The 11,885-nt window shown below is 62.7% G+C and carries 15 protein-coding genes and 1 pseudogene; 1 reads left to right on the forward strand and 15 read right to left on the reverse strand.

Going from position 1 to position 11,885, the window contains the following annotated elements; genetic code table 11:
- The 11 genes and pseudogenes from VEZ38_RS19465 to VEZ38_RS19515 form a co-directional block, all read right to left on the reverse strand.
- Positions 1 to 765: pseudogene (locus tag VEZ38_RS19465) on the reverse strand (hypothetical protein); the annotation flags it as partial.
- A 97-nt stretch (positions 766 to 862) separates the two neighbouring features.
- Complete coding sequence (locus VEZ38_RS19470) at positions 863 to 1,480, reverse strand: ribonuclease HII (RefSeq protein WP_324896503.1); 618 nt, start codon at positions 1,478 to 1,480, stop codon at positions 863 to 865.
- A 133-nt stretch (positions 1,481 to 1,613) separates the two neighbouring features.
- On the reverse strand, positions 1,614 to 2,483 hold the full coding sequence (gene ylqF / locus VEZ38_RS19475) for a ribosome biogenesis GTPase YlqF (protein WP_324896505.1): 870 nt from the start codon (positions 2,481 to 2,483) through the stop codon (positions 1,614 to 1,616).
- Between the two features lie 27 nt (positions 2,484 to 2,510).
- On the reverse strand, positions 2,511 to 3,098 hold the full coding sequence (lepB, locus tag VEZ38_RS19480) for a signal peptidase I (RefSeq protein ID WP_324896507.1): 588 nt from the start codon (positions 3,096 to 3,098) through the stop codon (positions 2,511 to 2,513).
- A gap of 93 nt (positions 3,099 to 3,191) precedes the next feature.
- Entirely contained in the window at positions 3,192 to 3,536 is a 345-nt protein-coding gene (gene rplS, locus VEZ38_RS19485; protein WP_324896509.1) for a 50S ribosomal protein L19, read from the reverse strand.
- A gap of 187 nt (positions 3,537 to 3,723) precedes the next feature.
- Positions 3,724 to 4,575: a tRNA (guanosine(37)-N1)-methyltransferase TrmD gene (trmD, locus tag VEZ38_RS19490; RefSeq protein WP_324896511.1), complete on the reverse strand. Its 852-nt coding sequence runs from the start codon at positions 4,573 to 4,575 to the stop codon at positions 3,724 to 3,726.
- Positions 4,572 to 5,093, reverse strand: a complete 522-nt coding sequence (rimM, locus tag VEZ38_RS19495) for a ribosome maturation factor RimM (RefSeq protein WP_324896513.1) — start codon at positions 5,091 to 5,093, stop codon at positions 4,572 to 4,574. Before rimM ends, trmD begins: the two co-directional genes overlap by 4 nt.
- An 87-nt stretch (positions 5,094 to 5,180) precedes the next feature.
- The gene (locus VEZ38_RS19500; protein WP_324896515.1) at positions 5,181 to 5,411 is read right to left on the reverse strand and encodes a KH domain-containing protein; all 231 of its coding nucleotides are present in this window, start codon (positions 5,409 to 5,411) and stop codon (positions 5,181 to 5,183) included.
- A 23-nt stretch (positions 5,412 to 5,434) separates the two neighbouring features.
- The gene (gene rpsP / locus VEZ38_RS19505) at positions 5,435 to 5,707 is read right to left on the reverse strand and encodes a 30S ribosomal protein S16 (RefSeq protein ID WP_324896517.1); all 273 of its coding nucleotides are present in this window, start codon (positions 5,705 to 5,707) and stop codon (positions 5,435 to 5,437) included.
- A gap of 57 nt (positions 5,708 to 5,764) precedes the next feature.
- Complete coding sequence (gene ffh / locus VEZ38_RS19510) at positions 5,765 to 7,150, reverse strand: signal recognition particle protein (RefSeq protein ID WP_324896519.1); 1,386 nt, start codon at positions 7,148 to 7,150, stop codon at positions 5,765 to 5,767.
- A 42-nt stretch (positions 7,151 to 7,192) separates the two neighbouring features.
- Positions 7,193 to 7,552 (reverse strand): putative DNA-binding protein, encoded by a 360-nt coding sequence (locus VEZ38_RS19515; protein ID WP_324896521.1) that lies wholly within the window; start codon positions 7,550 to 7,552, stop codon positions 7,193 to 7,195.
- A gap of 188 nt (positions 7,553 to 7,740) precedes the next feature.
- Between VEZ38_RS19515 and VEZ38_RS19520 the strand changes: the two genes are divergently transcribed.
- Positions 7,741 to 8,382: an MOSC domain-containing protein gene (locus tag VEZ38_RS19520; RefSeq protein WP_324896523.1), complete on the forward strand. Its 642-nt coding sequence runs from the start codon at positions 7,741 to 7,743 to the stop codon at positions 8,380 to 8,382.
- 67 nt (positions 8,383 to 8,449) lie between these two features.
- Here VEZ38_RS19520 and VEZ38_RS19525 read toward each other — a convergent pair whose 3' ends face one another.
- The 4 genes from VEZ38_RS19525 to VEZ38_RS19540 are packed head-to-tail and all read right to left on the reverse strand — an operon-like array spanning position 8,450 to position 11,797.
- On the reverse strand, positions 8,450 to 9,082 hold the full coding sequence (locus VEZ38_RS19525) for an ABC transporter permease (RefSeq protein WP_324896525.1): 633 nt from the start codon (positions 9,080 to 9,082) through the stop codon (positions 8,450 to 8,452).
- Entirely contained in the window at positions 9,079 to 9,981 is a 903-nt protein-coding gene (locus VEZ38_RS19530; RefSeq protein WP_324896526.1) for a glycine betaine ABC transporter substrate-binding protein, read from the reverse strand. Before VEZ38_RS19530 ends, VEZ38_RS19525 begins: the two co-directional genes overlap by 4 nt.
- A 39-nt stretch (positions 9,982 to 10,020) precedes the next feature.
- A complete protein-coding gene (locus VEZ38_RS19535; protein WP_324896528.1) occupies positions 10,021 to 10,656 on the reverse strand; it encodes an ABC transporter permease in 636 nt (211 codons plus the stop codon).
- A 7-nt stretch (positions 10,657 to 10,663) separates the two neighbouring features.
- The gene (locus tag VEZ38_RS19540; RefSeq protein ID WP_324896530.1) at positions 10,664 to 11,797 is read right to left on the reverse strand and encodes a betaine/proline/choline family ABC transporter ATP-binding protein; all 1,134 of its coding nucleotides are present in this window, start codon (positions 11,795 to 11,797) and stop codon (positions 10,664 to 10,666) included.
- Positions 11,798 to 11,885: the final 88 nt, after the last annotated feature.

An 11,885-nucleotide genomic window follows, 5' to 3' on the forward strand; every position in this document is an offset into this window, starting at 1 on the left:
AGGCGCCGCGCTTGGCGCGACGCCGGCGGAGGGCGCCGCGGCCGCGCGCGCCGCCCCGGCCGGGTCCGGCTGCGGGCGCAGCGCTTCGCCGACGAGGGCGTCGGCGCGCTGCAGCACCTCGAGCAGCCGCACCGCCGCCTGCTTCGCGGCCGGGCTCGCCTGCGGCGAAGCGAGCGCCTCGCGCGCGCCTGCTTCCAGCGCGCGGTGCAGCTCGGTCGCCGAAGGACCGTGCATCGCCGTATGGAGCGCGCGCACCGTCTCGGCCGTTACCGGCAATCCGCGCTTCACCGCCGTCGCGGCGGCGCGGAGCAGCGCGTCCGCCTCGCCCGGCGACGGCGACAACGCTTCGACCGCCGCAGCGACGGCCGCGTTCGTCGCGCGGGACATCGGCGCGCCCTCCTCGTGCAAGACGCGCACGACGGCTCGGTTCGCGGGCGTGTCCTTCATGCCGAAGCTCTTCAGCACGTCGACGAACGTCTCCGCGACAACCTCCGTCGTCGCGGCCGCGAGCGTCCTCAGCACCGCGACCTGCGAGCCCGCGTCCGGCTGCACCTGGAACACCGCCGCTTGCCCGACCGGAATCGGCGACTCCAGCTTCGCCCGCACGAGCCCGCCGCCGACGTTCAGCACCGCCTCGTTGTCCGGCAGCTGCTGAACCACGACGCCTCGAACGACTTGCCCCGGACGCAGCTCCACCGCCTTCGCTTCCGAGGCCGTCGTCGCCGCCTCGCCGACCGCCGCGCGCATCGCGCGTCCGATGTCCATCCTCGCCGCATCCCCTCTCTATGTTTCATTATCGATATTATCGACGAAACCCCGCCGATTCGTTAGAGTTCCGCGAAACCTGTCCGAGCAGCTAACCTTAAAACAGCTCCAGCTGCTCGAGCTGCGCCGCGAACAGCTTGCCGAGGAACGACTGGCGATGCATCGGCGTCGCGCCGAACGCCAGCAGCCGTTCCCGATGCAGCTTCGTCGCGTACCCTTTGTGCCCGGCGATGCCGTACTCGGGATACAGCGCGTCCCATTCCCGGCACAGCCGGTCGCGGGTCACCTTGGCGACGATCGACGCCGCGGCGATCGACAGCGACAGCGCGTCCCCGTGAATGATCGCCGTCTGCGGCACCTCCGACTCGATCGATTCCGCGTCGACGAGCAGATGCTCCGGCGTCAGCCCGAGCGCGCGCACCGCCTTCTTCATCGCGAGCCGCGACGCCTGCCGAATGTTGATCGCATCGATCGTCTCCGCGTCCACGCGGCCGACGCCGATCGCGACCGCCGACGCTTCGATCAATGGCAGCAGCTCCTCCCGCTGCTTCTCGGTCAGCTTCTTCGAATCGTCGACGCCCTCGAGCATGCAGCCGGGCGGCAGCACGACCGCCGCCGCCACGACGTCGCCGAAGAGGCAGCCCCGGCCGACCTCGTCGACGCCGGCGACGACGGCGAGGCCGCGGCTCCAAAGCTCTTTCTCGTATGTAAGCATGTCCCCCGGTCTTCCTTCCCTTGGTCCTGACCTTTATTATCGAGATTGTACAACAAAAAAAGCTCCCCGTCTCCGGCGAGCTTCCCCCTAAATTTTCCATACAATGCCTGCATCGGCCGTCGACAGGCCGCGATCACACCGAGTCCGGCGTCTCCAAGGAGATGCGACCGAGCTTGCCCGTGCGAAGATCGTGCAGGAACGCGTCCGACGCCTTCGCGAGGTTGATTTTGCCCCCGCTCATAATCGCGCCCCGCCGCCGGCCGATCCCCTCCAGCAGCTCCACGACCTGGTGCGGGTCCTCGAGGTCCGACGGCAGCGTCTCGATGCCGTACCGCTCCGCGAATACGCCGGGATACCGAGCGCACAGCAGCTTCGCGAGGAAGAAGGCGACGTCCTCCGAATGCAGCACCTCGTCCCGGATCGCGCCCGTCGCCGCCAGCCGAAGACCGACGAGCGGGTCGTCGAACTTCGGCCACAGAATGCCCGGCGTATCGAGCAAGTCCATCTCCTTGCCGAACTTGATCCACTGCTGCCCCTTCGTGACGCCGGGACGGTCGCCCGTCGCCGCGACGGCGCGCCCGGCGAGCCGGTTAATCAGCGTCGACTTGCCGACGTTCGGAATGCCGACGATGAGCGTGCGGATCGGGCGGGGCTCCATCCCTTTCTTCCGCCATGCCTCGTATTTCGGGGCCATGAGCTCCTTCGCGCGCGGCAATATTTCCTTCACGCCGGTGCCGGCGTTCGCGTCGATGGGCAGCACCCGGACTTGCTCCGCCGCGAGTTTCTCCACCCACCGTTCGGTAACGGCCGGGTCGGCCATATCGCTCTTGTTCAGCAGGACGAGCCGCGGCTTCGCGCCTAAGATGTCGCCGATCATCGGGTTGCGGCTCGACGCCGGCAGGCGCGCGTCGAGCAGCTCGATCGCCACGTCGATCAGCTTCAGCTTTTCCTCGATTTGCCTGCGGGCCCGAGTCATATGTCCGGGGAACCATTGAATCGTCATTGCTTCTTCGCCTGCCTGTCTCGTGCGTTATTCGTGCCCGATCAAGCGGATATCGCCGATCGGCCAGATGACTACGTCCGCGCGCCCCACGATCTCCTCGTACGGAATGAAGCCGATATCGCGGCTGTCATGCGAATTCGAGCGGTTATCGCCCATCACGAACACATGTCCTTCGGGTACGGTTTGCGCCGCGAAGTCTCCTTTTCGGTTATAGCTTCCCCCCGACGCGGCGGCCGCATCCACCTCTGCCCGAATGTACGGCTCGGGCAGCCGAACCCCGTCGACGAGCACGACGTCGCCGCGCACCTCGACCGTCTCGCCGGGAACCGCGATCACGCGTTTAATATAATCCGCATCGTAGCCCGAGTGGAAAACGACGACCTCGCCGCGCCGCGGTTCGCGCAAATCGTATAAAATCTTGTTGACGATAATGCGCTCCCCCGTATGGAAACTCGGCCGCATCGACGGACCGTCCACGATGTACGGGGAAAACAGGAACAATCGGATGACGATCACGAGCGCGCCCGCGACGGCGAGCGCCTTCGCCCAGTCGACCGCTTCCTTCTTCCATTCCGACGGCGGAGGCGTGTTTTTTACTTCATCTTGCTCTTCCATGAACCGCTTCCTCCCAGCTAGGTATCCTGGCACGGCGCAATAGGAACGAAAAAAGGGCTGGGTGATCTCTCACGCCAAGCCCCCCGGTATCGCTTATCGAATTTCTTTGATTCTTGCCGCTTTGCCGCGCAGGTTGCGCAGGTAGTAGAGCTTCGCGCGACGCACTTTGCCTCGACGCAGCACTTCGATCTTGTCGACGCGCGGGCTGTGCAACGGGAACGTCCGCTCGACGCCGACGCCGTAAGAAATCTTACGAACCGTATACGTCTCGCTGATGCCGCCGCCGCGACGCTTGATCACGACGCCTTCGAAAATCTGGATCCGCTCGCGGGATCCCTCTTTAACCTTCACGTGCACGCGAAGCGTGTCGCCCGGGCGAAAGCTCGGAAGATCGCTGCGGAGTTGCTCGCGAGTGATTTCTTGAATAAGAGTGCTCATAGTTTGACCTCCTTCCGCCATAGGCGTTCATATCGCTCCCGACGCGTCGATCGCGTCGTTCGCAGCGAGTAGAGGACCGCCCGATATTCCGGTAAAGCCTTAAAACACACAACTAAGATCATATCACACAGCCCAGAAAAAGACAAGAGCGAACCGAAAACTCGCGTTCCGTAAAGCGCCGTCCCCGCTAGGACCGCTCGCGCTCTTCCTCCCACCGCCGAACGAGCGCCCGCTCCTTATCCGATAGCTCCGCCCGCTCGAGCAAGTCGGGACGCCGAAGCCAGGTGCGGTAGAGCGATTGCTCCCGCCGCCAGGCGGCGACGTTCACGTGGTGGCCGGAAATCAATACGTCGGGCACCTTCCAGCCGCGGAATTCGGCGGGCCGCGTGTAATGCGGATGCTCGAGCAGTCCGGTGCTATAGCTGTCGGTCACCGAGGAAAGCTCGTTGCCGAGCGCCCCGGGCAGCAGCCGCGTCACGCTGTCGATCACGACGCAAGCCGCGATCTCGCCGCCCGTCAGCACGAAGTCGCCGATCGATATTTCATCCGTGACCAAGTGCTCCCGAATGCGCTCGTCGTAACCCTCGTAATGGCCGCAGATGAGAATCAGATGGTCCTCGGCCGCGAACGCCTCGGCTTTCTTCTGCGTGTACGTCTCGCCCTGCGGGCACATCAGCACGACGCGAGGCGGCTTGCCGGCGGCAGGGGCGTTCGCGTCGAGTGCAGCGTCGAGACCGGCGTCGAGGCCCGCCTCGCCGCCGGCCGCCCCGCCATACTCCCCGGCGCCTGCTTCGGCGCCCGCGCGGCACGAGGCGACGACATGCTCGACCGCGTTGAAAATCGGCTCCGCCTTCAGCACCATCCCGCCGCCCCCGCCGTACGGATAATCGTCGACGGTGTTGTGTTTGTTGCCCGAGAACTCGCGAAAGTTGATCGCGTTCAGCGTCACGATGCCCTTCTCCCGGGCTTTGCCGATAATGCTCGTCGAGAACATCCCCTCGAACATCTCCGGAAACAGCGTCAGCACGTCAATTCTCATTCGAGCAAGCCTTCCATCAGGCGAATGGTGACGAGCTTCGCCGGCACGTCGACGCCGACGACCACGTCGGCGATATACGGCAAATACGCCGACTTGCCGTTCGTCCGTTTCACGACCCACACGTCGTTCGCGCCGGGCCGCAAAATGTCGGTAACGACGCCGACGTCCTCGCCCTCCTCCGTCTTGACCGCGCAGCCGATAATGTCGTGGAAGTAAAACTCGTCGCGGTCGAGCTTCGCCCGTTGCTCGGCCGACACCTTCAAGCTCCAGCCTTTATACGGCTCGACCTGATTGATGTCGTCGAACTCCTTGAATTTCACCAAATACACGTTCTTCTGCGGACGGGCGGCGGCGACGACGAGCGGCTTCGAGACGGACTCGTCGGGCGAGACGAGCAGCAGCTCGTTCCCGGCCTTAAAGCGCTGCTCCGGGAAGTCCGTCTCCGGCCACACCTTTAGCTCCCCGCGAATGCCGTGCGTATTGGCCACTTTGCCGACGGTTAACAATTTCGGTTTCATGAACGTCCCCCGCTCTTCCTACAAGCGTAGCATACTAGGATAACCAAGAGGGCTAGGACTCTAGGAGCCCTAACCCTCTTCCAGCGATTATGATGCGATTTCTACGGCGATTCGCTTGCCGCTCCGAGCGCCGGCCGACGTCACGACGACGCGCACCGCTTTAATAATGCGGCCGCCCTTGCCGATGACCTTCCCAACGTCGTCCGGATGAACGGACAGCTCGTAGAGAACGGAGTCGTCGTCTTCGGTCACGGCCACCTGCACGTCGTCCGGATGATCGACCAACCCTCTGACGAGCGTTCGTACCAAATCCTCCATCTCGCACCTCCGCGCAGCCGCGATTATTTCTGCAGCTTGGACTCGTGGAACTTCGTCAAAATGCCGGCCTTGCTGAACAAGTTGCGAACCGTGTCGGACGCTTGCGCGCCGCTTTGGAGCCACTTGAGCGCCTTCTCCTCGTCAAGCGTTACCGCTTCGGAGGAAGCGAGCGGGTTGTAAGTGCCGATCTCTTCGATGAATCGGCCGTCCCGCGGGGAACGCGAGTCGGATACGACGACGCGATAGAAAGGTGCCTTGTGAGCGCCCATACGCTTCAAACGGATACGTACTGCCATGAAACTGTCACCTCCTTCAAAGGATGAACCGGGCTTGCCGGCGAACCGGAACCGGGCTTAGAACGGAAATCGTCCGCCGCCGCCGAGTCCGCCTCGGCCGCCCTTCATCATTTTCTTCATGTGCTTGCCGCCCTTGCCGCCCATCATGCCCGAGAGGCTCTTCATCATCTTCTTCATATCTTCGAACTGCTTGAGCAGCCGGTTCACGTCGGCGACGGTCGTGCCGCTGCCGGCCGCGATGCGCTTGCGCCGCTTCGCGTCGATGACGACGAGCCCCTGCTTCTCCGGCTTCGTCATCGACAGCACGATCGCCTCGGTGCGCGACATTTGCTTCGGGTCGATCTTGGCGTTCTGCAGCTGCTTCAGGTTGCCCATGCCCGGCAGCATCTCGAGAATGTTCTCGAGCGGACCGAGCTTCTTCACCTGCTGCATCTGCTCGAGGAAGTCCTCGAACGTAAACTCCGCCTTGCGGAATTTGCGCTCCATCTCCTTCGCCTTGTCCTCGTCGATGTTCGCCTGCGCCTTCTCGATGAGCGACATCATGTCGCCCATGCCGAGAATCCGGGACGCCATCCGCTCCGGATGGAACGGCTCCAGCGCGTCGAGCTTCTCGCCGAGCGCCGCGAACTTGATCGGCTTGCCCGTCACCGCCTTGACCGACAGCGCCGCGCCGCCGCGCGTATCGCCGTCGAGCTTCGTCAGCACGACGCCGCTCAGCTCGAGCTGGGCGTTGAAGTGCTCGGCGACGTTCACGGCGTCCTGGCCGGTCATCGCGTCGACGACGAGCAAAATTTCGTCCGGCTTCGTCGCTTCGCGAATGTCGTGCAGCTCCGCCATGAGCGCCTCGTCGATGTGCAGCCGGCCCGCGGTATCGATGATCACGTAGTCGTTGCCGTGCTCCTTCGCGTGCGCAAGGCCTTGCTTCGCGATGTCGACCGGCTTCGCCTGCTCGCCGAGCGTAAACACCGGCGCCTTCACCTGCTCGCCCAGCACCTGCAGCTGCTTGATCGCCGCCGGCCGGTAGACGTCCGCCGCGACGAGCAGCGGCCGATGGTTTTGCGACAGCAGCAGCTTCGCCAGCTTGCCGGTCGTCGTCGTCTTCCCCGCGCCCTGGAGGCCGACCATCATAATGACCGTCGGCGGCCGGTTCGACCGAACGAGCTTCGCTTGCGTCCCGCCCATCAATTCGGTCAACTGCTTATTGACGATATTGACGACCGTCATCGCCGGATTAAAACCCTTCTCCAGCGTCTGACCGACCGCCTGCTCCCTCACCTTCGCGATGAAGTCCTTCACGACCTTGAAGTTGACGTCCGCCTCGAGCAGCGCCAGCCGCACCTCGCGGAGCGCTTCGTTCACGTCGTCCTCCGACAGTTTTCCCTTGCCTCGCAGCTTGCCGAATACGCTCTGCAAGCGGCTCGATAATCCTTCGAACGGCGCCATCGTAGCCGATCCCTCCTTCCGTCATTCGCTTCGCTTCGATGCTTAGAGCGCGGTCATCAGCTCGCGCAGCAGCGCCTGCATTCGTTCCGTCTCCGGCGACGCCTCGAGCCGTCCCAGCTCGTCCGCGATCCGCGCCGCGGCCGCCTGCCTGCGCTCGTGTCTCGCCAGCAGCTGAAGCTTGCTTTCGTATTCTTCCAGCGCCGTCTCGGCGCGCTTGATATGCTCGTAAATCGCTTGTCGCGATACGTCGAATTGCTCCGCGATTTCGCCGAGCGAATAATCGTCGTGAAAATAATACGTAAGGAACGTCCGCTGTTTCTCCGTCAGGAGCGGCTCGTAGAAGTCGAACAACAGGTTGATCCGGTTCGTCTTCGCCAGAGCGTCGGTTTCTCGTTCCTTCATCCGTTCGTCCTCCCGCTCCGCTGTCGGCCCGTCAAGGCCTTCCGCTTTACAGCAACATGGGTTAGTGTACTCCATCGGCAGCCGGATGTCAAGGTCGAAGCCTTGATAGGCGGAGTGGCGTGTGGTACAGTCTTCTCCATACGATAATCAGGTCCCGTTAAGGGAACCCGAAGGGGGCGAACGAAGCGATGGAGCTCGAGCTCGTATCGATCAATGTAGGCAAGCCGAAGCCGATGCTGTACAAAGGCAGGGAAGTCCTGACCGCCATCGACAAACGGTCCGTCGCCGGCGCCGTGCCGGTGCGTTCCGCGCCGCTGCCGAACGACGAGCAAGCCGACGACGTTCACCACGGCGGCGAGGATAAGGCGCTCTGCGCCTACTTCTTCGAGCATTATCCCTACTGGGAGGACGTGCTCGGCTCGCCGCTCGCGCCCGGGGCGTTCGGCGAAAATTTCACCCTGCGCGGCGCGCTCGAAGCCGACGTGAACGTCGGGGACACGTTCCGCTTGGGCGAAGCGCTCCTCCAAATTACGCAGCCCCGCGTGCCATGCTTTAAGCTGTCGGCAAGACACGGGAGACCTACCTTGGAAAAGGAAGTCGCCGAATCCGGTTACACAGGCTTCTACTTCCGCGTGCTCGAGCCGGGGACCGCGAAGGCCGGCGACGCTCTGCGGCGGGAGACGGCGCATCCGGCCGGCGTCACCGTCGCGGAGGCGAACCGGATCATGCACCGGGACAAGACGGACGCCGCTGGGCTTCGCAGGCTGCTCTCCGTCGAGGCGCTGGCCGACAGCTGGCGGGCGACGCTGGAGATGCGGCTAAAGCCGTAACCCGCTCGCTGTTGACAAGAAAAACGCCTCCCGGGAAAAAATATTCCGGAGGCGCTTTTTTGTATCATTAAGCATTTCTGGCGTTAAGCTTCTTCTCCCAACGGCCGAACAACGTATCGGCGGCGATGGCGAGCAGCGCCGCCGGCACCGCGCCGGCGAAAATCCGAATATCGTTGCGGAAGTTAATGCCCGCGTAAATTTCTTTGCCCAAGCCCCCGCCGCCGATGAGCGGGGCGATCGTCGCGACGCCGATCGCGATGACCGCCGCCACGCGAATGCCGGCCATCAGGTACGGCAGCGACAGCGGGAACTGTACCTTCCAGAGCAGCTGCCAAGGGCTCATGCCGAGGCCTCGTCCCGCTTCCGTTACGCCTTTCTCCACCTGCTTCAAGCCGACGGCCGTATTGCGAATGATCGGCAGCAGCGAATATAGAAACAAACCGACGACGACCGTCTTAAAGCCGAGGCCTAGGACGATCATGAGCATCGCGAGCAACGCGAGGCTCGGGAACACTTGAATGACGTTCGCCGCGCCGAGAATCCATCTCCCCAGGCGCTCGCGTCTCGCGCTCACCATGCCGAGGGGCACGCCGACGAGGAGCGCGAGCCCGAGGCCTAGCGCGACCATCGCGATATGATCCAAGGTCATGCCGAGGATCGTGCCGCTGTTTTTCGTCAGGTACGCGAGAAAGTCGGTCATTCGATCAAGCCCCTCTCCTTCAGAAACTCGTTCGCCACCTCGGCCGCGTCGCGCTTATTGACGTCGACCTCGTAATTCAGTCCCGTCATCGTCTGCGCGTCGATTTGTCCGACGAGCAGGCTGACGACGTCGGCCAGCTCCGGATGCTGCTCCAGCGTATCGTTCCGAACGACCGGAGAACCGTCGTACGGCGGGAAAAACTGCTTGTCGTCCGCCAGCACCTTCAAATCGAATTCCTTCAGGCGCGGATCGGTCGTATACGCCAAGACGATGTCCACTTCCTCGTTCGCGACGGCCTCGTAGACGAGACCGATCTCCATCGGGAACGTCTGGCCGAATTCGAAGCCGTAATGCTTCGCGAAGGCGCGGTAGCCGTCGTTGTCGCGCTCGAGCCACGTCGTGTCGACCCCTAGACGCATATCGCCGGCGACGGCCGCGAGATCTGAAACCTTTTCCAACCCGTGCTGTTCCGCGACTTCCGGACGCACCGTGAAGCCGTACGTGTTTTCGAAGCCGTAGCCGTCGAACCAACGGAACCCGTAATGCTCGTCGAAGCCCGCTTGCGCCTGCTCCATGACCTTCTGGCGGTCTTTCGTCTGCTCGATGTCGAAGTAGCCGTTAAAGATTTCGCCGGAATACAATATGGAGGCCATTTGGATTTCGTTTTCTTTCAAGGCGCTGATAACGACCGGACTCGCAGCCAAATCCGGTACGATCTCGACCGAGATGTCCGTTCGATCCTCGATCAGCGTCTTATACATCTCCGCGACGATTTTCGGCTCGGTGTACGTTTGGGTGCCGATCTTGATCGTATCTCCGCCGCTTCCCTGGGAGCCGCAGCCGATCGCCGCGGCGGCCGTAACGACCGACAAAAGCATAACGCCGATTTTCTTATTCATGAATGATATCCTCCTAGAATGTCTAGTATTTTATGTTCCTTATGCCGTGCGGCCGATGCGGCGCTCGATCGCCCCGAGCAGAAAATCCGCGAGCAGCGCGAGCAGAATGGCGGCCGCGGCCCCGGTTAGAATGAGCTCCTGCCGGTTAACGCCGAGACCCGAGAAGATCAATTGACCGAGTCCTCCGGCGCCGATGAGGGTCGCCAGCGTCGTCCAGCTGATCACGTATACCGTCGTCACCCGAATGCCCGATATAATATAAGGAAATGCTAACGGCAATTGAATCCGGAGCAGCCGTTGCGCGGCGCTGTACCCCATGCCTCGGGCCGCCTCCAGGATGCCGGCGTCCACCGACTGAAACCCCGCATACGTGTTGCGCAAGATCGGAAGCAGCGAGTATAAGAAAAGCGCGAAAATCGCAGGCTTCAGTCCGATGCCGAGGAGCGGAATCAAAACGGCGAGCAGCGCGAGACTCGGAATCGTTTGGAACAAGTTCGCGGCGCCGAACGCCGCCGATCTCATCCAACCCGGGCGGTTGCCGGATAAGTAGGCTCCTAGCGGGACGGCCACGAGGCAGCCGAGCAGCACCGCGATGCCGGAGATGGTCAGATGCTCCCAGGCGGCGCTCAGCACGTCGGGATACCGGTCGATCAAAAACTCGATATAGTTCGTCATGCGCGCGTCACGCTCCCTCCGGCGCCGGATACACGTCGGCGAGATGCTTGACGACGCTGCCTCGCGTCACCATGCCGACGAACCGGCCTTCGCCGTCGGCGATCGCCACGTAGGGCGTCTGCTGCTCCGTCATGAGGCGGAGCGCCTCCGGCAGCGGCGTGCCCGACGGCACCACATGCGGGAACGGCTTCGCCAAGTCGGCGAGCGTCTTGCTTTCGTCGCGATAATGCTCCAGCACGCTGTAGATCGTCACCGCGCCGCGCAGCTTCTTCCATTGGTCGACGACGATCAGCGAATCGACGCGCTTGCTCTGCATCATCTTGACCGCTTCGGCCAATCCTCTCGTCGGGTAAGCCGTTACCGGCTGCGACGTCATGACGTCGTCGACCGTCGGAATGTCTTCCGCGAACCCGAGCAGACGTTTCTTGCCGACGAAGCTGGAGACGAATTCGTTCGCCGGGTGCCGTAAAATCGTCTCCGGGCGGCCCTGCTGCACGACGGCGCCGTCCTTCATCAGCACGATGTTGTCCGCGATTTTAATCGCTTCGTCCATATCGTGCGTTACGAAGACGATCGTCTTCTTCAGCTCCTGCTGCAGGCGAACGAGCTCGTCTTGAAGCTGCTCCCGGCTGATCGGGTCGAGCGCGCTGAACGGTTCGTCCATTAAAATAATATCCGGCTCCGCCGCGAGCGCCCGGATGACCCCGATGCGCTGCTGCTGCCCGCCGCTCAGCTCGGACGGGTATCGACCGCGGTACGTGTCGGGGTCGAGCCCGACCAGATCGAGCAGCTCGTCGACGCGGCGTTCGATTTTCTTCGCGTCCCACTTCAGCAGCTTCGGCACGACCGCCACATTGGCGGCGATCGTCATGTGCGGGAACAGGCCGATGCTTTGGATGACATACCCGATGCTGCGGCGCAGCTCGACCGGATCGATCGTCGAGATGTCCTTGCCCCCGACCGTAATTTTGCCTTGAGACGGACGGATCAGGCGGTTGATCAGCTTCATCGTCGTCGTCTTGCCGCAGCCGCTCGGGCCGATCAAGACGTTCAGGTCGCCCTCTTTGAACGTTAAATCGATGTTCTTCAGCGCCTGAAAACCGTCGTCGTACACTTTGTTTACGTTTTCGAGTCGAATCATGCGGTACGGTTCACGTCCTTTCTTTTCTTACCTGGCGTCCTCGTCGTGCGTGTCTTCGAAATACCGAAATGTCGTCGACAGCGACTTG

It is taken from the genome of Paenibacillus sp. (assembly GCF_035645235.1).
Taxonomy (GTDB): Bacteria; Bacillota; Bacilli; order Paenibacillales; family YIM-B00363; genus Paenibacillus_AE.

What these genes read in the sequence shown, in the direction of transcription:
- VEZ38_RS19470 (WP_324896503.1), bottom strand. Translation starts at nt 1,480, where the DNA reads ATGCTTACATACGAGAAAGAGCTTTGGAGCCGCGGCCTCGCCGTCGTC.
- ylqF (WP_324896505.1), bottom strand. Translation starts at nt 2,483, where the DNA reads ATGACGATTCAATGGTTCCCCGGACATATGACTCGGGCCCGCAGGCAA.
- lepB (WP_324896507.1), bottom strand. Translation starts at nt 3,098, where the DNA reads ATGGAAGAGCAAGATGAAGTAAAAAACACGCCTCCGCCGTCGGAATGG.
- rplS (WP_324896509.1), bottom strand. Translation starts at nt 3,536, where the DNA reads ATGAGCACTCTTATTCAAGAAATCACTCGCGAGCAACTCCGCAGCGAT.
- trmD (WP_324896511.1), bottom strand. Translation starts at nt 4,575, where the DNA reads ATGAGAATTGACGTGCTGACGCTGTTTCCGGAGATGTTCGAGGGGATG.
- rimM (WP_324896513.1), bottom strand. Translation starts at nt 5,093, where the DNA reads ATGAAACCGAAATTGTTAACCGTCGGCAAAGTGGCCAATACGCACGGC.
- VEZ38_RS19500 (WP_324896515.1), bottom strand. Translation starts at nt 5,411, where the DNA reads ATGGAGGATTTGGTACGAACGCTCGTCAGAGGGTTGGTCGATCATCCG.
- rpsP (WP_324896517.1), bottom strand. Translation starts at nt 5,707, where the DNA reads ATGGCAGTACGTATCCGTTTGAAGCGTATGGGCGCTCACAAGGCACCT.
- ffh (WP_324896519.1), bottom strand. Translation starts at nt 7,150, where the DNA reads ATGGCGCCGTTCGAAGGATTATCGAGCCGCTTGCAGAGCGTATTCGGC.
- VEZ38_RS19515 (WP_324896521.1), bottom strand. Translation starts at nt 7,552, where the DNA reads ATGAAGGAACGAGAAACCGACGCTCTGGCGAAGACGAACCGGATCAAC.
- VEZ38_RS19520 (WP_324896523.1), top strand. Translation starts at nt 7,741, where the DNA reads ATGGAGCTCGAGCTCGTATCGATCAATGTAGGCAAGCCGAAGCCGATG.
- VEZ38_RS19525 (WP_324896525.1), bottom strand. Translation starts at nt 9,082, where the DNA reads ATGACCGACTTTCTCGCGTACCTGACGAAAAACAGCGGCACGATCCTC.
- VEZ38_RS19530 (WP_324896526.1), bottom strand. Translation starts at nt 9,981, where the DNA reads ATGAATAAGAAAATCGGCGTTATGCTTTTGTCGGTCGTTACGGCCGCC.
- VEZ38_RS19535 (WP_324896528.1), bottom strand. Translation starts at nt 10,656, where the DNA reads ATGACGAACTATATCGAGTTTTTGATCGACCGGTATCCCGACGTGCTG.
- VEZ38_RS19540 (WP_324896530.1), bottom strand. Translation starts at nt 11,797, where the DNA reads ATGATTCGACTCGAAAACGTAAACAAAGTGTACGACGACGGTTTTCAG.